Raw genomic sequence first — 20,634 nt, forward strand, 5'->3', positions numbered from 1 at the left:
TTATGTCAATTTTCAAAGGCGCAGGCGTAGCGATCGTTACTCCTATGAAATCAGATCTTGAAGTCAATTACGATAAACTTGCGGAACTACTCGAAGAACAGATTGCAGGAAAAACAGATGCGATCATCATCTGCGGAACGACCGGAGAATCTGCAACAATGTCCGAAGAGGAACACAGCAAAGTGATCCGTTTTGCCATTGAACGTGTAAACCACCGTATCCCGGTGATCGCAGGCACAGGATCCAACTCTACACGCACAGCGATCCAGCTTTCTCAGGAAGCAGCCAAAGACGGTGCAGACGGACTTCTTCTTGTCACACCGTACTACAACAAAGCGACGCAAAACGGTTTGATCGCACACTATACACAGATTTGTAACTCCGTCGATATCCCGGCGATCCTTTATAATGTGCCGAGCCGTACAGGATGTGCGATCCAGCCTACAACTGTAGCTCATCTTGTAAAAAATGTAGATAACATCGTCGGCATCAAAGAAGCTTCCGGCGATATTTCGGTCGGTGCAAAGATCATGCATCTGTGCGACGGAAACATCGACCTTTACTCAGGGAACGATGATCAGGTAGTACCTCTTCTTTCCCTTGGCGGAATCGGTGTTATCTCCGTACTTTCCAACGTAGCTCCGACTTACGTTCACGACATGGTAACAAAATATCTTTCAGGCGATACGGCAGGAAGCTGCAAAATGCAGTTAGACGCGCTTCCGATCTGCGACGCTCTTTTCTGCGAAGTCAATCCGATCCCTGTAAAAGCCGCTATGAACATGATGGGCAAAGAAGTCGGTTCTCTTAGAGCTCCTCTTACAGAATTAGAAGAGCCTCACAAAGAACTGCTGAAAAAAGCAATGACTGAATTCGGTCTGCTGTAAAATTTTCTGTTTTGAATCTTTTTACTGCATATATTCTGCTATAATTAATCATTAAAGAGGTCTGCTCCACTTAGTGGAACGGACCTCTTGCTTTTTCATTGTTTCGATTTTCTTCTGTTCGATTTTCTTTTATTCTATTTTCATCTATTCTATTTTCTTCTGTTCTTTCTGTTCCCTGCCGATAAGATTGCGATCATCCCGCCTGTCAAAATGACAAAGAAAATATAAACTGCCGGATCTGTTTTGTCACCGGTTTTCACAGAAGCCGTTTTGTCTGATTCTTTCCGCGGCTCTTCTGTTTTGCCTGCTGCTTTTATCACCGCCGTTTCTTTATGACCACATACAGTACAGCTCCGCTCTTTTCTTCCGTCCTTTTTCTCTGTCGCTTTCTCTGTCACTTTCCATTCTCCGAATGTATGCTCTGCCACATCAGTTTTATTTTTACAGATCGTACATTCGTGCCAGTGAACCTTTCCGTCCGAACTCCATTTTTCTTCATATTCATGCGGCGTCACCGTACATTTAACAGGATCGCTCTTCGCGCCTAAAGAAGTTAACGTTGTTCCGTCTTTTTCCAGAACCGCAAATACTTCAACAGCGTAGTTTCCGCTTTCTGTAACTTCCAATTCCGCAGAAACAGCTCCATTTAACAACGCTCCGTCTTTGTACCACCGATAAAGATAATTCACCTGCTTTGTATCGTGTTCTGCCGAAGCTTTCAGCCGGATCTTTTTGCCGATGTGTACAGTCTTGCAGTCTGCCGTAACGGTTACATTTTTCGGTGCTGAAAGTTCTTCTGCATTAACAAGTTCATATGTTTTAGATCCGTCTTCATGAACAGTTTCTTTTACGATCATTCCGTCAATTCCGGATGTCACTTCCAAAACGACTCCGGGAGCAACTGTCAATATTACGTTTTCTCCTTCCAAAGCTTCCTGTTTTACAGAAGAGTTTTCGTTAATATATATGTGAATATTTCCGTCTTCCGTATTCGATCCAAGCGCTTCTTCTACTGTATTATAATATGTTGTCTTTCCGTCTCTGTCCGTTGCCGCAGCAGCTACATCCTTTGCAACTTTTACGGTAGTATTGGATTTCATTGTGTCAAGAGTCTTTTTATCCGGATCAAAACGGGTCGTATTATCTCCGCTTGTAATTACTTTGACCGCACCTTTTCCTGCTGCCGGCTGCAAAGATCCGCCTGTCACAGAAATATCTGCTCTCACATCTGATTTTTCTTCTGTATTATAGATCGTGACCGCATTACCGTTTACGCTTTTAAGCGTTCCACCGAGAATATTAACGACAAGAGAAGAATCATTGATGCAGCCGTCGTACATCTGCGCCGATCCAAGAAACGCTGAACCTTCAGGATTTGCCCCACCGTTTTGCGGCTTTTCTTCTTTCCATTCGCCGCTTCCTGTGATGACCGCATTATCCTTGATCGTAATTGTTCCCATTTTTGCTTCGATCCCGGTTCCTCCTTCGATCACCGCATTGCCGCCGATCGTAAGTTGTCCTTCCATCGGCCAGTAAATAGCTGTTCCGCCCGATATATTTTTCAGGCTTCCGCCTGTGATCGCAACTTCCGCTCCTGCCGACTCCTGATTGTTTCCCGAAACCGGAAAATCTTTTGTCTCGATCCTACCGCCTGTAATCTCTACTTGCGCCGATACAGTACCTTCTTCGTTTCTGTTGCTGTTAAACACATCGATCCCGCCGTTTCCTGACAGCACCGCATCCCCCGAAAGAGTCATCTTTGCTCCGATCAACTGAACCGCAGATTTCCCTTCTCCTGCTGCCATAAGATGGGCCGATGCGCCTATATGCACTTCGCCGAACTGTGAAAGAACCGTATTTCTTGCTGATGCCGTCAACGTACCGCCTGTGATGTTCACGATTCCGCCTACATTCTGCACAACTCCCTGACCGGTGATCTCACTGCTTTGGATATTTAAAACCGCGCCGCCGGTATTATTGATCATGATCAGCGGGTACGTTCCCACACTGCCATCAATCTTTCCGCTTCCGACAATATTGAATGTTCCCCGATTCGTAAACATAAAATTGCCTTTGAATCCTGCTGCCGCCGATACAGTAAATCCATTTGTATCTAACGTCACATTCTTTGTCAGCAAGATCGGTTGTGAAACTTCTGCATTTTCTAAAAGCCGCAGTACGTCCCCGTCTTTTGCCGCTGCAAATGCTTCGGTAAGAGTCGGATATATCTGCTCTCCGATCTGAACTTCCCCTGCCGTCCTTTCCTCCGCCTGTACATCGACTGCATCTGAAGCTTCTTCGGCTTTTTCTGTATTCTGCCGTACCGCTTCCAAAACACCCTGTTTTGCCTGATTTTGTCCTTCTGCCTGCACATCCGATTTTTCTTCATTCTGTGTTTCTGCCGTCATATCCGGCATTTCTGCTGATATTTCTTCCTTTTGTGTTTCTGCTGTCACATTCGGCGTTTCTGCTGATATTCCCGCTGTCGGCGCGATATTTTCGCCTTCTTCCACTGTTTCTGCATTTGCCGGAATTCCAGCCGGGATCATCATAGCCGCCACAGTTAAAATAACCAGCCATTTCCTAATAAATTTGTTTTTCATCTTACTCTCCTTTCCCACCATACATAATCGTCATGCATTAAGTGTTTTTTCTTTAATAATACGATGCTTTTTCTGCTTCTTCAATATATTTTCAGTAAATTCCGACTTTATTTACAACAATTAACCATTCTATCTCAAAACGCCTGTTTCATGACCTCTCCTGAAATCCATTTAAGTTATGTTCCGTTTTTATCGAAACTTTTCAAATTTTTTCAAAAAATAACTATATTTTTCTTGACAAATCCGATATGAATAGGTATTATATACAAGTGACTTGCGATAAGAAGTCAAACATACATAGGGGATTGGTCAAATGGTATGATAGGGGTCTCCAAAACCTTTGGTGGGAGTTCGATTCTCTCATCCCCTGCTTTCAGAAACGCCGGAAGCCTTGATTTTTTCAAGGTATCCGGCATTTTTCATTTTCCGGAAAATTCCTATAAGGAATGAAATAAAAAGAAAAATCAAACTATTTATTGACACAGTGCTTAGATTCAATGCAATGATATTAAATCATTCGTTTTCGATAAATCAAATCTAATTTAAAGCAAAGACAAACAATAGATAAAAAAACAGCGAACAGCGCTTAGCAAGGAGGAACATGGGATGGGAGAGATAATAAAATTTCTTATATATGCTATTTCTATGTGCGCCATAGAGCTCGTGATCAATTCTTTATATAACCGAAAAAGTATCACTGACAATGCCGGCCGGAATGAATTCCATTATGTGCTTAAAATCCCCGGAGCATTAAAATATACATGCATGGCTTTCTTCATTTTAGGATTATGCATGTTTTGCATCTTTTTTGTATTTAAACTACAGAATAATCCAACTGTAACAAACGGACACCTATGGATGTGTTTGGGGGTAATGGCAATCGGTCTTCTTGGCATAATCCGGGCAAGCAAATGGAAGATCGCGGTAAACGGAAATCAGATGGAGATACAACGTTTATTTCGGAAAAGTATAGTTTTACAGATAAGTGAAATTGAACGTGTGGAAATCGGGAAAAAGAACCAACTACTTTTATACGCCAGCGGTAAAAAACTGATAACGATTGATTTTCTTACCGAGAATTATGAATACCTGGAAGAGACATTAAAAAGAAACGGGAAGTATTGACCGGCTCTGCGTATTTCCTCGCAAGCCGATCCAACTTCCCGCCTTAACATTTCAAAAGTGTAACCTTTCAGGGATTACAGCTTTTACAGGGGCTGTACCCATCCTCAAGCAGCTTAGATCTTTTTCCTTTATATGGTTTCTTGTTTTTCTCTTTCATATCTTTCACCCCCGCACAATCCGGCCTGTGGAATTTATGTGTACTCGTATTTAAAATATACTCGCTCTCTACAGACACTTTTCCGGCGCCGGATGTCCCCGCCGCCTCTTTTTCATCGTCATCTTCTGCTCTGTTATCTCCTGTTTTATAGTCAATGATAATATCCGGCTGTATATTGTACACATAAACATTAAACTTGATTCCCTTTCCGCCATCTTCTACAGATTCCGCTTCCATCTGTACTCCTGAAGCAACAAGATTTTCATTTTCAAATATAGGCGTTACACGATACATCACATGATTATCTGTTTCATGCACATATTCTGCCACAAGATTTTCAAAAGGGAGCATTCCCTCTGTATTCATATACCGTGTTCCGGTAATCAGATTTTCTTCATTTGCATTTTCTCCGGACAACTGATACGCGATCAAATGGCAGCGATTATACAGCGATCCTCCCTCCACATTTTCATACCGAACAGACTGCCATCCCGTCGGCTTTACACTGCTGATATCACCGCGCTTTTCATCAGGCATCAGTTCTTCTCCCACGCACGCTTCTGCCGTCTGACATCTCCCGTAGCTGTCCAAAGGACTGTACTGCTCATAAACTGTCGTCGTCATCTCGTCCTCTGTAAACGCCGGCTCGTTTCCGTCCAATATCACGTATGGTTCTCCTTCATATTCCGGCACTTCAACAGCAGAATCATAACTTTCTTCACTATATGCAGAATCAAAAATTTCTTTCTGAAGATTCTGCCATCCCTGCTGCCTGCCAACCCCGTTACCGCCTGTACCGCCGCCAAGCGCCAGTTCGGCAATGACTGCCGCTCCTGCTAACAGCGCACATGTACTCGTAATAATAATCCCTTTTTTTCTCTTTGCCATCTTTGATACTCCCATTTTTCCCGATCAGATATATTTTTTGCAATACCTGTTTTATCTGCCGGCTGTTCTTCTTCGTTTATACGAAATCTTATTTATGAAAAATCATTGTATCACAGAAGATTCTTTTCTGCAAAATCAGATCATGACAATACTGCATCTTGCAAATTTTTCATACACTCGTTATTATTGAAGTACATAAAATTTACGGAAAGCAGGAATACACTATGGCAAATCAATGTTTTGACCAAAAACAAGAATCACTCGAACCGGAACAAGAACCTTCCGACAAAAACGAACTCTTCCACTGGATACTGACACTCGCAATCGCAGTTATCATTGCCCTTTGCGTCAACCGTTTTGTCCTTGTAAATGCGGAAATTCCTTCCGGTTCTATGGAGAATACGATCATGACCGGAGACCGTGTTTTCGGAAACCGGCTTGCTTATATATTCGGCGAACCGAAACGGTTCGATATCATTATCTTCCGATACCCGGATGACGAAAAGCAGCTTTTTATTAAACGCATCATCGGACTTCCCGGTGAAACAGTGGAAATCCATGACGGACAGATCTTCATCGACGGCTCGAAAACCCCTCTTAAAGATGTAACGACAAAAGAATTTATGCAAGGTTCTTTCGGTCCTTATACTGTACCTGACAACTGTTATTTCGTCATGGGGGATAACCGAAACAACTCAAAAGACTCCCGCTACTGGGAACATACTTTTGTTACGGATGATGAAATCGTCGGAAAAGCTTTCCTACGGTACTGGCCTCTCAACAAAATCAAATTCCTCTGATCAAATCCCGCTTAAGCAGATCTCACTCAATCGGATGGACTTCTTCAATCAGAAGTCCATCCAGTTTTTTCATGTCTTTCTGACGGATTTCGTAATTCCCGCGCCCTTCTTTTTCTATATGCAGTACAACATCTTCCGCTCTTCCATAAAGCATTCCCACCTCTGCCTGTTCTTTTAGCACCTCATAATAAATCTGATAAATCTTTTCCTGCATTTCTTCATCCGTAGGCATCTGCGCGCCTTTCGTCACATGATCTGTAACTTCTTTCGCATACTGCTCTGCACGACTCAAAAACAGATCATATGTATCAGTAAAAAGTGTGATCGGTTTTACTTTCACCGAAACGATATATGTTCCGTCTTTTTCCTTTTGCGCCTCCCCTACTGTATAATTTACTTTTTTTGCAATTTCACCGAAGAGTTCTCTGTATTTTCCTTTTAACGAATCCGGCATATCAGATGCATCAAACCCCTGCATCGTCGCATCCAGATTCTTTTCAAATACTGCTTTTGCCTCCTTTTCAGACACATCTGCCACTTCCTGATACAAGGTTGTCTTATTTTTATAAGACACATCAAGCACAGCCTGCACATACTTTGATGCATCAAACCTGTTCACATACAGATAAACGCCAACTACAGAGGCCAGAATCATAACCCCCACAGAAACACCTATCAATATTTTCTTTAAGTTACAACCCTTTTTATTCATACTTTTCCCTCCTGTCATTTCGCCACAGTATAACATCTTCCAAATAAAAAAAAAGAAGAACTCTGTCATATAGACAAAATTCTTCTTTCTATTATCCATCACTTTATTATTTCAATATACACTTCACTCTCACATAAGAAGCCGTCTCCTCATCTGTCACTACCGCCTCTGCGTTTTGGGTGTGATCTGTCGGATAGAGAATCTGCTGCACATCAAATGCTTTCGGGATCAGCTTTTCTTTCCATTGATCTACTTCCTCAGGTTCTTCATAAAAATGCACATAACTTCCGCCGCTTACATTCGGCAAAACCGCAGAAGTTTTCTTTATTTCTACAGATTCAACAGGATAATCTTTTATCTGTTTTTCCGGATCAATCCCCCGGCTTTCAAGGAAATCGCATGTTTTTTCAAAAAACGGATATACGATAAGCTCGGTTTCTTCTCCGTCTGCCGGAGACGAGATTTCAAGAATTCCGCATGGACAGGCTTTCGTAAGCTGCTCCATCTGAAATCGGAACACGTCTTCTTTGTACCGCTTTAAAAGCTCCTCTTTTTCCTCAGCTTCTATTTTCATAGTCTGCGAGAAAACGCCGTCTTTCCAACTAAACTTATCTTGTCCCACTTCCTCAAGCGAAACTCCTTCATAAGCAAGCGTCTTATACTCTTTTGTTTCATAAACGGAGGAAAACTTGCGCAGACTTTCTTCTGTCACCGGATAAGTCCGATAATGTCTGCTCCCGCCTTCTGTTTCATAACAAACAGTCGCTTTCGTCACCGATTTTTGTTCTTCCGCATCTCTGCCGTTCACAGCAACCGCCAAATCTTTTGCCCATTGAAGCGTCATTTTTTTACCTTCTCCCGTCATACGGAAGCGATATAAATACTTTTCTGTCACCGTATTTTCCTGTCCGTCGAGCATTTCATATTCATCGCGGCTCATTCCCACTCCCTCGATCACAACGCTTACCGCTTCCGCTTCTTTCGGAAAATATCCGTCATAAAAACGTGCGCCAAACATCATAGCAGGGCCTATACAGGCGGCGGCAATACTTACTGCCGCAAACTGCCCCTTCCTCCGCAGAAGACTAACCCCCTGCTTCTTCACAGCCAGTTCTATCAGGTACTGTACAAAAAAAGCTGCCGCCGCCCCACACAGCGCTTCCACAAACCCGAAAAGTAAACTGTCTGTTTTCGTCAATTCCGCTGCAAATGCCGCAAACCACGCTCCTGCCAAAACGGAAAGCAATATTTCTGTCAGTCTTTGCACATTGCGAAACATAAACGGTGTTCCTACATATTCCGGTTTTCTTTTCTTCTGAGCAGCAGAAAACAAAACGAACAGAACAGCCGCCCATACAACAGCAGCGATTATGTAAGGCGCCGGAACCGGATACTGCAGAGCTATCCTCTTCTCATATATTCCAAGTCCCGCCAGCCGTTTTGCCAATCCAAACGGAGATAGTATATTATTTAGTTTTTCAAGCAATTCAATTTTGTAATAAGTAACAAAATAATGTTTTGCAAACACTTTGATGACATTTTCAATAAATAAAGAAGAATACGCAATGATCGAAACACAGAGTGAGACTGCACATATAAAATTGCCGCATACCGAAACACACAAAATCCCTATATGATAGAAGATTAAAAAAGCAAATCCAAACGCAAGAATACTTTTCGCGGTATAACTTCCGACAAAAGGAGCAAATTCCGGATCGACCATCGCCTGCCATATTCCACATACGGAAATCATGAGCAAAAACGGAAGAAAGAAATGGATCACCCCATGCGTATATCTAGACCAAAAGATCATTCCTTTTTTCACCGGAAGACTGTAATAAAAATCCTGTTTCTTCTGCTGCAGCAAATAAAAGAACTCCAGAAAAGAAAACAGGACGCCCAGTCCCATACTCAGCCAAAGCAGAACTGTATTTCCAATCCCGAAAAACGTATAGGAAGTATCAAGACTTAAACGCATTACAAGAAGGACAGTATATATAAAAAATGTTGTCCATCCAAACAACGCGGTAAGGTGTCCTCTTCCGGCTTCTTTCAGCCAACTACCGAAGCACTTTACGGATGTCATACTCTTTTCCCTCCATTTCGGCAATAAAAATCTCTTCTAACGTCATCGGCACTTCTTTCATAAACACAGGCGAAAAACTGTTCAGCCGGGCCATTGTTTCCGGCTGCATACGAACGATAAGCGTCACAAAATATCCATCCGCATGAAAACGAATAAGATCGACCGCCTTTTTTACTTCTTCAAGATCGGTCTGTTCCGAAAATACACACTGATATTTGCATATATTTCCGGCCTGATGCCTCATATCTTTCGAGGTCAGGACTCCTCCTTTATGAAGGATCGCGATACTGTGGCATATATCCTCAAGTTCCCGAAGTTTATGAGATGCCACTACCACCGTAAACTTCCGTTCTTTCATTTCCTGACGAAACAGGTTTTTCATCACTTCCGTCACGATCGGATCAAGACCGTCGAACACTTCATCACAGAGAAGGTATTTTGTTCCGGCACAAAGGGCAAGGATAAGAAATGCCTGACGTTTCATACCTTTTGAAAATGTACGAAGTGGGCGCTTCGTTTCCAGATTCAATTTCCCCGCCATATAAGCCGCCGCCTCAGCATCCATGCGAGGATAATATTTCTTATAAAACAAAATCATTTCTTCCATAGAGGCGTTCGGAAAAAAATAAGGATCATCCGGCAAATAAAAAATCTCTTCAGATACGTCTCCGGATGTGATATTTGCACCGTCAACGACAATGCTGCCGCCATCGGCTTCCAGCACTCCCGCAATCATACGGAGGAGCGTTGTCTTCCCCGCTCCGTTCGTTCCGAGCAGGCCGAGCATCTCTCCTTCCGGAATATTTAAAGTAATATTATTGACCGCACATACATCATCAAAATTTTTCACAAGTTCTTTCACGCAGATCATCTGAATCCCCTTTTCTTAAACAACCTCCCACGGGTCTTTCTTTCCGGCTTCACGGAGAATACAGCTTTCTATCGAATGTTTTACCATATCGCTCACAGCCTGATCGGTATAAAACGCCATATGCGGCGTGACGATCACATTCGGGAAACCACGCAGAACATACAGATCTCTTTTGGACAATATATCTGATTTCCTGTTGTAATAATACATTCCAAGTTCATCTTCGATCACATCCAGACCGGCTGCGCCGACTTTCTCGGATTCCAAAGCTTCGATCAATGCCTTTGTGTCGATCAGACTTCCCCTCGCTGTATTGATAATAACGACACCGTCTTTCATATTTTTCATCGCAGACGCATCGATAATATGGAAATTATCTTCCGAAAGCGGCATATGCAAAGTAATCAGATCACACTTTTCATAAATCACCGAAAGATCCGCATACTCCGCGAACTGTTTTACCGCTTCATTCTCATATTTATCGTACGCATAAATCTTACACCCGAAACCGTGCAGATCCCGGATCACCGCTTGTCCGATCCTCCCCGTACCGAGAACTCCTATTGTAAAATTAGGAAGCTCACGTCCTTGAATCCCCGGCAATGAAAAATCATTGATCTCCGCCCTCTGCATGATCCGTTTCATTTTTCGGATCGACATCAAAATAAGCATCATCGTATAATCCGCCACACATTCCGGCGAATAGGATACGTTGCTCACGCGTATTCCGAGCTGCCGCGCCGCCTCCAGGTCAATGTGATCGTATCCGACTGTCCTTGTCGATATCATCTTCACCCCGAACTCACGGAACTTTTCCAAAAGAGGTCGGTCGATCTTCGTTGTGATAATGCTTACATATTCATACCCTTTTACAAGATATGCATTTTCAAGCGATGGCGCCTCTTTGCAGATACCAAGCTCCACATGATACTCTTTTGAAAATTTTTCAAAATATTCCGCCTCGTCAAACTCTCTGTAATTATATACAAAAATTTTCATTCTCATCACCTCGCACAATAATATTTGCCTTATTTTACTCCCCTTTTCTCGAAATGTCTACCTCTGTTTTGTTCATACTTTTCCCTGCCTTTTCATATAAATATGACAAAACTTAAGAGGTTTATCTACTATGTTTTCAAACATATCTAAAAAAACTTTTTTCTTACTTCCCGCTCTTTTTCTCTCATCCTATGTGATCGGAGCCGGAGCCGGAAGCCTCACCTCTGCCGCTGCCGAAGGAAACTGGGGATTAAGTTTTCATGAAGAAAACACACCGCCGACAGCTAATGCTTCCACAGATGAACTTGCACAGTATGACGCTTATTATATGCAAGATACAGATGAAAAAATACTCTATCTTACATTTGATGCAGGATACGAAAACGGAAACACAGAAAAAATTTTAGACGTATTAAAAAAGCATCACGTATCCGCTGCTTTTTTCGTTGTCGGAACATATATCGAGTCAAATCCCGAACTCGTCAAGAGGATGTGCAAGGACGGACACATCGTAGGAAACCATACATGGCATCATCCTGATATGTCGCAAATGTCAACTCTTGAATCATTTCAAAAAGAATTAACGGATGTAGAGAAAATATATAAAGAAACCACCGGAAAAGATATGGTTCGTTTCTATCGTCCTCCGCAAGGAAAATACAGCAAAGAAAACTTAAAAATGGCTCAAGATCTCGGATACAAAACTTTTTTCTGGAGTCTTGCCTATGTCGACTGGTACGATACAGATCAGCCTACAAAAGCAGAAGCGTTTGATAAACTGCTCAAACGCATCCACCCAGGCGCGATCGTCCTGCTCCACAGCACATCAAAAACAAACGCCGACATCTTAGATGAATTACTGACAAAATGGAAAGAAATGGGTTATCAGATCAAGCCTTTAACCCAACTTCCTTAAGTTTTCGCTTATCCAAGCGCCACATCAAGTATCATCATCAGAACAAAGCCTGCCGCCACTCCGATCGTTCCGATATTGGAATGTTCTCCGGCCTGAGATTCGGGAATGAGTTCTTCTACAACGACATAGATCATGGCTCCTGCCGCAAAAGACAAAAGATAAGGAAGGAGAGGCACGGCGATTCCGGTCAGAAAAATGGTGATCACCGCCGCAATCGGTTCTACAATGCCGGACATTGCCCCGTATAAAAATGCCTTTCCTTTTGACAATCCATGACTTTGCAGAGGCATGGATATAATTGCCCCTTCCGGAAAGTTTTGAATTGCAATCCCAATCGAAAGCGCCAGCGCGCCGGCAAGAGAGATTACCGAATTTTCTGTCATTACTCCCGCAAACGTCACTCCGACCGCCATCCCTTCCGGAATGTTATGAAGCGTTACCGCAAGGACAAGCATCGTCGTTTTTTTTAACTGAGACGGAACTCCTTCCGGCTTCTCTTCCGTAAAGTGGAGGTGTGGGATCAATGTATCCAAAACAAGAAGAAAACCCATTCCAAATAAAAAGCCGACTGCCGGAGGCATCCATGAAATTCCTCCCGCCTGCTCTGACATGTCAATGGCCGGAATAAGAAGCGACCAGACCGACGCCGCGATCATTACTCCCGACGCAAATCCGAGAAGCATTTTCTGCAGGCGGACATTCATTTCCTTTTTCATAAAAAATACCATTGCCGAACCAAGTGTCGTTCCGATAAACGGAATCATTATTCCTAATAAAATATTACTGTTCATCTCTATTCCTCCGATTTTTATACTGCCGCGGACAATCTTCTTCACCATATCCACCGCCGACTGTAATATAGAATTACACCGATACTTTATCCTATGCATATGCCCAAAACTCTGACACATATATTCATAATTCATATATCGGATCATATCATACGTTTCTGCATATTGCAATTATTTTGATATCTATTCTCATTTCGTCTTTTTCAACGCTCTTCTTTATAGTAATATTGTTTAATTTTTTTTATTTTTTTATCCTTTTTTTAGTTGTTTCACACATAGAATTAGTGTATAATAAGTTTAACACATTTGAGAGGTGATATTCTCAAACAATACTTACATAAAGGAGAGATTCGCCATGGTATATTTAGTAACAGGCCCGAGAGGCAGCGGAAAAACTCAGCAGATGATCGATCTTGCTAACGAAAAAGTAAAAACATCTAACGGTAATGTAGTATTTATCAAAAAAAGCCATAAAGATACTTACACGGTTGACTTCAATATCCGTGTAATCCGCATGGCTGATTATCCGGACGTTCTAACGCTCGAAGAATTCGTAGGTTTCCTTTACGGTATGGCAGCCGGAAACCATGATATCGAAGCAGTCTTTATTGACAGTGTTTTAAAACAGGCTAACATCACTCTTGAAAGTCTTGCCGCTTTCCTTCACAAATTAAACAAGATTTCAACAGAAAACAATATTGATTTTTATCTCAGCATCAGCGCGGATAAAAAAGATATTCCCGGAATCGATTCATCTGATTGTACAGTTGTCAGCTAACTGCTGCATCTATATTTTATCGACAGTCACCTGTACAGCAAAACGGTTCACAGCGCTATTGACTGTGAACCGTTTTTTAATTCTTTTATTGTATTGTTTTCACTTCGGTAAGCGACAGAACCGTATTGCTCTTTTCGCCTTCTTTATATTCTATCGTCACCTGATCTCCCACGTTATAGCGGATAATGTCAATAAAATCAACAACCGACACATCAAATATATCGTCAGATCCTTCCACCATAATATAGTAATGTGAGTTTCCTTCCACTACTCCCTGAGCAATTTTCGTAATCGGAGCCGTAATCGTCTGTACTTCCCTTACGTCTTCCTCTTCTTCTTTAATACCGTTTTCATACATTAAATCTGTATAAACGCTTTCACACTCGCTTACAGTATCGCCGATCGCAACGATCTGATATTTCTGAACATTTACCATCGCATACTTTTTCACAAGTCCCGCATCATCTTTAAGTGCAATAAAATATGTCGGTTCTCCTGAAATATTTAACAGTAAAGGAAACGTCGCAACATATTTCAAGTTCTGTACCTGTCCTTCTGCAGAAGACATCGCAGACGCCTCTGTCGCACCTTCAACTTCGTAAAATTTAGTTTCCATCGTACGCTGATTCATCAGAACAAACCCGACATTCGACTGATCGCCTGTGATCGAAGTAACTCCTGTATAAACCCATACATCATCGTTGATCGCCAGATAATTATATCCGTCCGTTGTGGCAAGACAGTCTTTCTGTCCGAGCACGCTGTTAAAATATCCATGCTTCAATGTTCCGTAATAATCGTATAATTGAACAAGAAGATCTGCCGAATATACGCGATCTACCCACTGCGGAACGTCTTTGACTTTATAATCTACCGTTTCTCCGGTAACTGCGTTGCAAAGCACAACCCGATCCACTGTCACACCGCCGAAAAGACCGATATTATATTTTTTCACAGGGCAAACCCAATACGGCGTACCTTCTTCGTCTACTTCAAAGCTTAAATCATTAAAAATATATGTCGGATACTTAAATCTCAAATGACGATAAATATTTCTGTTAAAATGATCGCTTGTCGTATATTTCATCCCTTTTTCAAGTTTCACAAGCTCCGTATTCTGTGTTGCCATATCAATCTTGATATACGCCGGTATTCCATCTGACTGATTCGTAAACCATTTGATGACGCTTGCGTATTTCAGCGGAGAAACACGTACAGGACGATCCTGGTAATTGATCTGTGAATAGAGCTCATCCACTTCAAACTGAGAAACCATATCAACCATACTTCCCATCTTTCTGTTACCCAGAAGCGTCGCAGAATCACGGTCAAGAAGCGGAATCTGATCAAAAGAAAGTTCCTCTATATCCTTTGTAAACTCTCCGGTCTCCACTTTCATAAGCTTTTGATATTTCTTTGCGTTCACTATCGGAGAGGAAAGAAGAGATCCCAACAGATATACCGCTACGATCACTACAAGAACCGTAAGAATCGCTTTTAATCCTTTCGATTCCTTCATCTCGTATCTGTTTAACTTTTTCTTCCTGACATAGATCAGCGCTGCCAAAACAACAAGAATCACAAGGAAGATCCAAAATTCTGTCGCATGAATGTTAACTGCAGGAAGAGCTACGTAATAGTAAACACCAAGCAACGCGATCACCGCCAGTACAACCGCTATCTTTCCACCTATTTTTTTCATATACTTTTCTTACCTTTCTGGAATCCCATTTTAAAGCTTCTCTCTAAAACCTCTTTCGCCAAAGATCAGGTGACAGTATCAGAAGATAAGGGAATATTTCCAATCTTCCGAATAGCATATCAAAACTAAACACAATCTTCGACAGCGCAGAAAACGCATGGAAATTATCGGTAGGGCCTACTTGTGAAATTCCCGGTCCTACGTTGTTTATTGTTGTCAAAACTCCGCTGAATGATGTGGCAAAATCAAAATTATCAAGCGAAACAAGCAGCACTGACACAATAATGATAAATACATATGCCGAAAAATAAATATTAATGCTGCGCATCGTATCTGCGCCTACTTTCTTTCCGTTCATCCTAACCATCGTCACCGCATTCGGATGAAGCATCTTATGAATTTCCTGACGGATCGATTTGCAAAGGATCATAAAACGACTTACTTTAATACCGCCTCCCGTTGATCCCCCGCATGCTCCGATCACCATAAGCATCATCAGTATCGTTTTAGATAACTCGGGCCACTGTTCAAAATCGGCCGTATAAAATCCCGTTGTCGTAATGATCGCCCCTACCTGGAACGAGGCATAGCGAAACGCGTGCGCCACTGTTTCATACATACTCAATATATTGATCGTAATCGTTACGATCGCCGCGGCAACTACTCCGAGATACACTCTAAGCTCTTCATTTTTCAACACGCTCTTCCAGTCTTTAAGCAACAGCAGAAAGTAGAGATTAAAGTTGATTCCGAACAAGATCATAAACACGGTGATCACGCCGTCAATATATGCGCTGTCATAAAATGCAACGCTCGCATTTCTGTTGGAGAATCCTCCTGTTCCCGCCGTACTGAACGAATGAACGACAGCATCATACAAATTCATTCCGCCAAACATAAGGAAGATCACTTCCGCGATCGTCAGAACAAAATACATCTGATACAACAGTTTTGCCGTATGACGAACTTTCGGAACGAGTTTATCCATCTCCGGTCCCGGCACTTCGGCCCGCATAAGCGACATAGAATTATCCGTATCAAGAGAAGTGATCATCATCACAAAAACGAGCACTCCCATTCCGCCGATCCAATGTGTAAAGCACCGCCAGAAATTCATTCCTTTCGGAAGAGCCTCTATATTCTGCAAAATAGTAGATCCGGTCGTCGTAAAACCGGAAACCGTTTCAAAAACCGCATCAATATAATTCGGAATACAATCCGACAAAAAGAACGGAAGCGCTCCGAACAACGACCATAAAATCCACGCAAGTCCGACGATCACAAAGCCTTCCTTCCCGTAGATCTGTTTGTTCTCCGGCTTTTTCCTTCCCAATCCAAGATAAAGAGCAAATAATACCGCCGCCACTACAAGAAAATAAACTCCCGTTTTTTCTTTGTAAAGGAGAGACACCACCGCCGGTATAAGAAGCAAAAGCCCTTCCGTACCAAGCATTTTCCCCAGTATATACACTATCATCTTTTTATTCATCTTACTGTACCTGCGCTATAATATCCGAAAGATCTTCCAGATGTTTTTCCATCGTAACAACAATCACGCTGTCTCCTGCCTCTATGCTGTCATTTCCATTCGGTATGATAATCTGACGCTTTCTTACGATACATGCGATCAGATTATTCGGTTTCACTTTCAAATCTTTCAACGTTATACCTGTATAATTCGTTTCATTTTTCACAATGAACTCCAATGCTTCTACTTTTTCGTCCACAAGTTGGTACATCGTCTCTACATTTGCGCTCTTTTGGGAGTTCTTTCTCGCTCTGACGTAACTTAAAATCGCATCTGCCGTTGCCGTTTTCGCCGAAACGATACTGTCGATACCGAAATCCGCTACCATTCTCGCCCTTCTGTCTTCATTCACTTTGGCAATAATCTTTCCCGCGCCCTGGCTTTTCGCATAAAGCGAAAGAATAATGTTTTCTTCATCGATTCCTGTCAGCGCAACAAATGCATCTACATTCTCCACGCCTTCTTCACTTAAAAGATCATGATCTGTCGCATCTCCGTGGATCACTGTTACTTTCGGAAGACAATCGCATAATTCTTCACACCGATTTTCGTCTTTTTCGATGATCTTTACATGCATTCCGATCTTACAAAGTCTCGCCGCCAGATAATAGGCCACCCGGCCTCCTCCGCAAATAAGAACTTTCTTGATCTTTGTCTGAAGCTGACGTTTTCCATGCATTTTGAAAAACGCTTCCATCGCCTCATGCGCACCGGTAATATGAAGTTTATCCCCTGCCTGAAGTACATATTCCCCATCCGGTATAAATACTTTTCCCTCATGTTCTACCGCGCAAACAAGGATTTTGATCTGAAACTTTTTATAGATTGCCGCAAGAGACATTCCTACAAGACGATTGTCCTCCGAAACAGTAAACTCTATCAATTCAACTCTTCCTTTTACAAACGTCTCAATCTTACTCGCAACCGGAAACAGAAGCAGACGACTGATATCATTCGCCACGATCAATTCCGGATTCACCGCCATACTAAGATGAAGCTCTTCTTTTAAAAGACCGATCTGTTTAAAATAAATCGGATTACGCACGCGGGCGATCGTATGACGAGCTCCGAGCTTTCTTGCAATAAGACAGCTCAACATATTACATTCATCTGCCGATGTACATGCGATCACCAGATCTGCATGCGGCACATCCGCCGCTTTTTGCACGTCGGCATCCACCCCGTTTCCGTGGACGCAGAAAATATCAAGTCTGTCGATAGCAAACCGAAGTTTTCTCTCGTTACTGTCGATCATCACAATGTCATAATCATCCGCCGAAAGCTGACGGGCCAGTTTATATCCGACTTTCCCATCACCTATAATCACAATCTTCATTCTCTTTCCCTCTAACTGATTCTCTTAAATATCATTTTATAATTTTAAATTTTATGTCTGTATTTCTTGACAGTAGAGCAATTATAGCACCTTTACACATAAAGTACAATGATCTTTGCAAATTCTTAACGAACCGCCGTCATAAGAAAAGCAGAATACCGCACACCATAAAAGATGCGCGGTATTTGATCCTTTTTATAACAGAAATACCTGCCGGTCCGCAAACTGAGCATACCGTTCTTTTCTGTTCTTTTTTTTCTGTTTTACTCTTCCGCTCTTGCTGCGATCTCTTTCTCCTGTACATCAGACGGAGCCTGCTCATATCTTGCAAATTCATATGCGTATGTTCCTCTTCCGCCTGTCATGGAGCGAAGCACCGTACAATACCCGAACAATCCTGTCATCGGAATGTCCGCTTCGATCACTTGCTTTCCACCTGCGATCGGAGTCATGCCAAGCACTCGTCCGCGTCTCTTATTCAGATCTCCCATCACATCTCCCGTATAATCGTCCGGAACAGTCACTTTCAAAGAAGCGATCGGCTCAAGAAGTACCGGAGATGCCTCAAGAAATCCTTTCTTAAACGCCTGGGTTGTAGCTGTTTTGAACGCCATTTCCGAAGAATCTACCGGATGATAAGATCCGTCATACAAAGTCGCTTTTACACCGACCACCGGATATCCGGCAAGAGGCCCTTTAAGAACCGATTCCTGCAATCCTTTTTCTACAGCCGGGAAATAGTTTTTCGGAACTGCTCCGCCGACTACGCACTCTTCAAATACATACGGTGTATCAAGATCGTGAGACGGTTCAAATTTCATCTTAACGTGTCCGTACTGTCCGTGGCCGCCGGTCTGTTTCTTATATTTCATATCTACATCCGAATTTTTGCGGATCGTTTCGCGGAATGCAACTTTCGGTGTCTCAAGCGTGATCTCCACTTTATATCTCGCCGCAAGTTTGCTTGCTGCGATCTCGAGATGCTGATCTCCCATTCCATAGAGAAGCGTCTGACGGTTCTCACTGTCATTTACCGACTTCAGAGTAACATCCTCTGCCGTCATTTTTGCAAGCGCCTGTGAAACCTTATCTTCATCGCCCTTTGTTTTCACCGTATACTTCATATATGTGTAAGGAACAGAATAATCTGTTTTCGCATAAGATACCGGATTTGCCTTTGTAGAAAGCGTATCGCCCGTGCGTGTACTGCCGAGTTTTGCGATAGCCCCGATATCTCCTGCAAACAGTTCGGAAACTTCCGCCGGTTTATTTCCGCACATTGTGTAAATCTTTCCGGGTTTCTCTTCTGCGTCTGCGTCTGCATTATATAAAATATCATCGCCTTTCAACACTCCGGAGCATACTTTTACGAATGAATATTTTCCAATGAACGGATCGACCATCGTCTTAAATACATATGCGGTCTTTGCTTTTGAGAATTCATAATTGCCTTCAAAAATCTCGTTTGTTCTGCGATTAATACCTGCGCATTTTCTTTTATCCGGACTCGGGAAGAATCTTACAATGTCAGAAAGCAGATTCGCAACGCCTTGCGCCTGCACGTTTGATCCCATAGCGACAGGAACGATATCTCCGTCCATCACTTCCGTACGCATTGCAGAGCGTATCTCTTCTACCGAAAATTCTTCGCCGTTGAAATAACGCTCCATAAACTCTTCACTTGTCTCTGCGACAGCTTCCATAAGAGAGTCTCTCAAAATCTCAAGATTCGGTTTACAGTAATCAGGAATCTCGCACTCTTCTCTTTGCCCGATCTCCGTATATCTTCTTCCTGCATTTTTAATAACATTGATATATCCGACAAGTTTTTCGTTCTCGCGGATCGGCTGGAAATGCGGCGCGATCTTTTTGCCGTAACGGGTAGTCAGATCTTCTACTACCTGACGGAAACTTGCATCGTCAACGTCCATCTCTGTCACATAGATCATTCGCGGAAGGTTATACTTATCACACAGCTCCCAGGCTTTCTCCGTGCCTACCTGAACTCCCGCTTTGCCGGAAACAACGATGACCGCTGCGTCCGCCGCGCTTACCGCTTCTTCCACTTCTCCCACAAAATCAAAATATCCCGGTGTATCAAGAATGTTGATCTTCGCCTTTTCCCATTCGATCGGAACAAGACTTGTGCTGATCGAAAAACCACGTTTCTGTTCTTCTTTATCAAAATCACTGACCGTGTTAGATTCTGTCACTTTCCCCATTCGGTTCGTAACGCCTGATACATACAGCATCGCTTCAACAAGACTCGTCTTTCCGCTTCCGCCGTGTCCGAGCAATACCACATTTCTAATTTCGTCTGTTCTGTAAACTTTCATGCTGCCGCCTCCTTGATATGTAGTTATTTTGCATGTATTTCTTTCCTCTCGCCATGCACATCATAGGTATATTGTACTAAATTTTTTTATAAATTACAACTATTTTATATATTTTTCAC

At 42.5% G+C, this 20,634-nt stretch carries 16 protein-coding genes and 1 tRNA gene; 6 read left to right on the forward strand and 11 right to left on the reverse strand.

The window, feature by feature from the left end; all coding sequences use genetic code 11:
- The first annotated feature begins 2 nt into the window (after positions 1-2).
- Positions 3-887, forward strand: coding sequence for a 4-hydroxy-tetrahydrodipicolinate synthase (gene dapA / locus ACH9UM_RS10125; RefSeq protein WP_004846066.1), 885 nt, complete (start codon positions 3-5; stop codon positions 885-887).
- A 149-nt stretch (positions 888-1,036) separates the two neighbouring features.
- On the opposite strand, the gene ACH9UM_RS10130 is transcribed toward dapA, so the two are convergent.
- Positions 1,037-3,490 carry a hypothetical protein gene (locus ACH9UM_RS10130; RefSeq protein WP_009243442.1) on the reverse strand — a complete coding sequence of 818 codons (2,454 nt, stop codon included), beginning with the start codon at positions 3,488-3,490 and terminating at the stop codon, positions 1,037-1,039.
- Positions 3,491-3,789: 299 nt separating this feature from the next.
- Between ACH9UM_RS10130 and ACH9UM_RS10135 the strand changes: the two genes are divergently transcribed.
- Positions 3,790-3,860 (forward strand) — tRNA-Trp (locus ACH9UM_RS10135).
- A 236-nt stretch (positions 3,861-4,096) separates the two neighbouring features.
- The gene (locus ACH9UM_RS10140; RefSeq protein WP_004846077.1) at positions 4,097-4,615 is read left to right on the forward strand and encodes a DUF6560 family protein; all 519 of its coding nucleotides are present in this window, start codon (positions 4,097-4,099) and stop codon (positions 4,613-4,615) included.
- 67 nt (positions 4,616-4,682) lie between these two features.
- Here the strand turns inward: ACH9UM_RS10140 and ACH9UM_RS10145 are convergent, their stop codons facing one another.
- Positions 4,683-5,660 carry a DNA/RNA non-specific endonuclease gene (locus tag ACH9UM_RS10145; protein WP_009243443.1) on the reverse strand — a complete coding sequence of 326 codons (978 nt, stop codon included), beginning with the start codon at positions 5,658-5,660 and terminating at the stop codon, positions 4,683-4,685.
- 224 nt (positions 5,661-5,884) lie between these two features.
- On the opposite strand from ACH9UM_RS10145, the gene lepB reads away from it, so the two are divergent.
- Entirely contained in the window at positions 5,885-6,460 is a 576-nt protein-coding gene (gene lepB / locus ACH9UM_RS10150) for a signal peptidase I (protein WP_004846080.1), read from the forward strand.
- Positions 6,461-6,482: 22 nt separating this feature from the next.
- On the opposite strand, the gene ACH9UM_RS10155 is transcribed toward lepB, so the two are convergent.
- From ACH9UM_RS10155 to ACH9UM_RS10170, 4 genes are all read right to left on the reverse strand, one after another.
- The gene (locus tag ACH9UM_RS10155; protein WP_009320977.1) at positions 6,483-7,172 is read right to left on the reverse strand and encodes a hypothetical protein; all 690 of its coding nucleotides are present in this window, start codon (positions 7,170-7,172) and stop codon (positions 6,483-6,485) included.
- 106 nt (positions 7,173-7,278) lie between these two features.
- Complete coding sequence (locus tag ACH9UM_RS10160; RefSeq protein WP_009320978.1) at positions 7,279-9,258, reverse strand: DUF6449 domain-containing protein; 1,980 nt, start codon at positions 9,256-9,258, stop codon at positions 7,279-7,281.
- Positions 9,233-10,129: an ABC transporter ATP-binding protein gene (locus ACH9UM_RS10165; protein WP_009243445.1), complete on the reverse strand. Its 897-nt coding sequence runs from the start codon at positions 10,127-10,129 to the stop codon at positions 9,233-9,235. Before ACH9UM_RS10165 ends, ACH9UM_RS10160 begins: the two co-directional genes overlap by 26 nt.
- Positions 10,130-10,144: 15 nt before the next feature.
- The gene (locus ACH9UM_RS10170; protein ID WP_400091262.1) at positions 10,145-11,128 is read right to left on the reverse strand and encodes a D-isomer specific 2-hydroxyacid dehydrogenase family protein; all 984 of its coding nucleotides are present in this window, start codon (positions 11,126-11,128) and stop codon (positions 10,145-10,147) included.
- Positions 11,129-11,258: 130 nt separating this feature from the next.
- On the opposite strand from ACH9UM_RS10170, the gene pdaA reads away from it, so the two are divergent.
- Positions 11,259-12,044, forward strand: a complete 786-nt coding sequence (pdaA, locus tag ACH9UM_RS10175; protein ID WP_129795027.1) for a delta-lactam-biosynthetic de-N-acetylase — start codon at positions 11,259-11,261, stop codon at positions 12,042-12,044.
- Between the two features lie 8 nt (positions 12,045-12,052).
- Here the strand turns inward: pdaA and ACH9UM_RS10180 are convergent, their stop codons facing one another.
- Positions 12,053-12,835 (reverse strand): ZIP family metal transporter, encoded by a 783-nt coding sequence (locus ACH9UM_RS10180; protein WP_009320980.1) that lies wholly within the window; start codon positions 12,833-12,835, stop codon positions 12,053-12,055.
- Between the two features lie 355 nt (positions 12,836-13,190).
- Here ACH9UM_RS10180 and ACH9UM_RS10185 point away from each other — a divergent pair, with 355 nt between their 5' ends.
- A complete protein-coding gene (locus ACH9UM_RS10185; protein WP_004846089.1) occupies positions 13,191-13,613 on the forward strand; it encodes a hypothetical protein in 423 nt (140 codons plus the stop codon).
- An 85-nt stretch (positions 13,614-13,698) separates the two neighbouring features.
- Here ACH9UM_RS10185 and ACH9UM_RS10190 read toward each other — a convergent pair whose 3' ends face one another.
- The 4 genes from ACH9UM_RS10190 to ACH9UM_RS10205 form a co-directional block, all read right to left on the reverse strand.
- Positions 13,699-15,315 (reverse strand): hypothetical protein, encoded by a 1,617-nt coding sequence (locus ACH9UM_RS10190; protein ID WP_004846090.1) that lies wholly within the window; start codon positions 15,313-15,315, stop codon positions 13,699-13,701.
- A gap of 43 nt (positions 15,316-15,358) precedes the next feature.
- Positions 15,359-16,804 carry a TrkH family potassium uptake protein gene (locus ACH9UM_RS10195; RefSeq protein WP_004846091.1) on the reverse strand — a complete coding sequence of 482 codons (1,446 nt, stop codon included), beginning with the start codon at positions 16,802-16,804 and terminating at the stop codon, positions 15,359-15,361.
- 1 nt (position 16,805) lies between these two features.
- A complete protein-coding gene (gene trkA, locus ACH9UM_RS10200) occupies positions 16,806-18,179 on the reverse strand; it encodes a Trk system potassium transporter TrkA (RefSeq protein ID WP_004846092.1) in 1,374 nt (457 codons plus the stop codon).
- Positions 18,180-18,442: 263 nt separating this feature from the next.
- Positions 18,443-20,515 (reverse strand): translation factor GTPase family protein, encoded by a 2,073-nt coding sequence (locus ACH9UM_RS10205; RefSeq protein WP_009243451.1) that lies wholly within the window; start codon positions 20,513-20,515, stop codon positions 18,443-18,445.
- Between the last annotated feature and the right edge of the window lie 119 nt (positions 20,516-20,634).

Source organism: Mediterraneibacter torques (assembly GCF_044591705.1).
Lineage (GTDB): Bacteria > Bacillota > Clostridia > Lachnospirales > Lachnospiraceae > Mediterraneibacter > Mediterraneibacter torques.

Excerpts from the sequence above, each read along its gene's own strand:
- dapA (WP_004846066.1), top strand. The coding sequence starts at position 3 with ATGTCAATTTTCAAAGGCGCAGGCGTAGCGATCGTTACTCCTATGAAA.
- ACH9UM_RS10130 (WP_009243442.1), bottom strand. The coding sequence starts at position 3,490 with ATGAAAAACAAATTTATTAGGAAATGGCTGGTTATTTTAACTGTGGCG.
- ACH9UM_RS10140 (WP_004846077.1), top strand. The coding sequence starts at position 4,097 with ATGGGAGAGATAATAAAATTTCTTATATATGCTATTTCTATGTGCGCC.
- ACH9UM_RS10145 (WP_009243443.1), bottom strand. The coding sequence starts at position 5,660 with ATGGCAAAGAGAAAAAAAGGGATTATTATTACGAGTACATGTGCGCTG.
- lepB (WP_004846080.1), top strand. The coding sequence starts at position 5,885 with ATGGCAAATCAATGTTTTGACCAAAAACAAGAATCACTCGAACCGGAA.
- ACH9UM_RS10155 (WP_009320977.1), bottom strand. The coding sequence starts at position 7,172 with ATGAATAAAAAGGGTTGTAACTTAAAGAAAATATTGATAGGTGTTTCT.
- ACH9UM_RS10160 (WP_009320978.1), bottom strand. The coding sequence starts at position 9,258 with ATGACATCCGTAAAGTGCTTCGGTAGTTGGCTGAAAGAAGCCGGAAGA.
- ACH9UM_RS10165 (WP_009243445.1), bottom strand. The coding sequence starts at position 10,129 with ATGATCTGCGTGAAAGAACTTGTGAAAAATTTTGATGATGTATGTGCG.
- ACH9UM_RS10170 (WP_400091262.1), bottom strand. The coding sequence starts at position 11,128 with ATGAAAATTTTTGTATATAATTACAGAGAGTTTGACGAGGCGGAATAT.
- pdaA (WP_129795027.1), top strand. The coding sequence starts at position 11,259 with ATGTTTTCAAACATATCTAAAAAAACTTTTTTCTTACTTCCCGCTCTT.
- ACH9UM_RS10180 (WP_009320980.1), bottom strand. The coding sequence starts at position 12,835 with ATGAACAGTAATATTTTATTAGGAATAATGATTCCGTTTATCGGAACG.
- ACH9UM_RS10185 (WP_004846089.1), top strand. The coding sequence starts at position 13,191 with ATGGTATATTTAGTAACAGGCCCGAGAGGCAGCGGAAAAACTCAGCAG.
- ACH9UM_RS10190 (WP_004846090.1), bottom strand. The coding sequence starts at position 15,315 with ATGAAAAAAATAGGTGGAAAGATAGCGGTTGTACTGGCGGTGATCGCG.
- ACH9UM_RS10195 (WP_004846091.1), bottom strand. The coding sequence starts at position 16,804 with ATGAATAAAAAGATGATAGTGTATATACTGGGGAAAATGCTTGGTACG.
- trkA (WP_004846092.1), bottom strand. The coding sequence starts at position 18,179 with ATGAAGATTGTGATTATAGGTGATGGGAAAGTCGGATATAAACTGGCC.
- ACH9UM_RS10205 (WP_009243451.1), bottom strand. The coding sequence starts at position 20,515 with ATGAAAGTTTACAGAACAGACGAAATTAGAAATGTGGTATTGCTCGGA.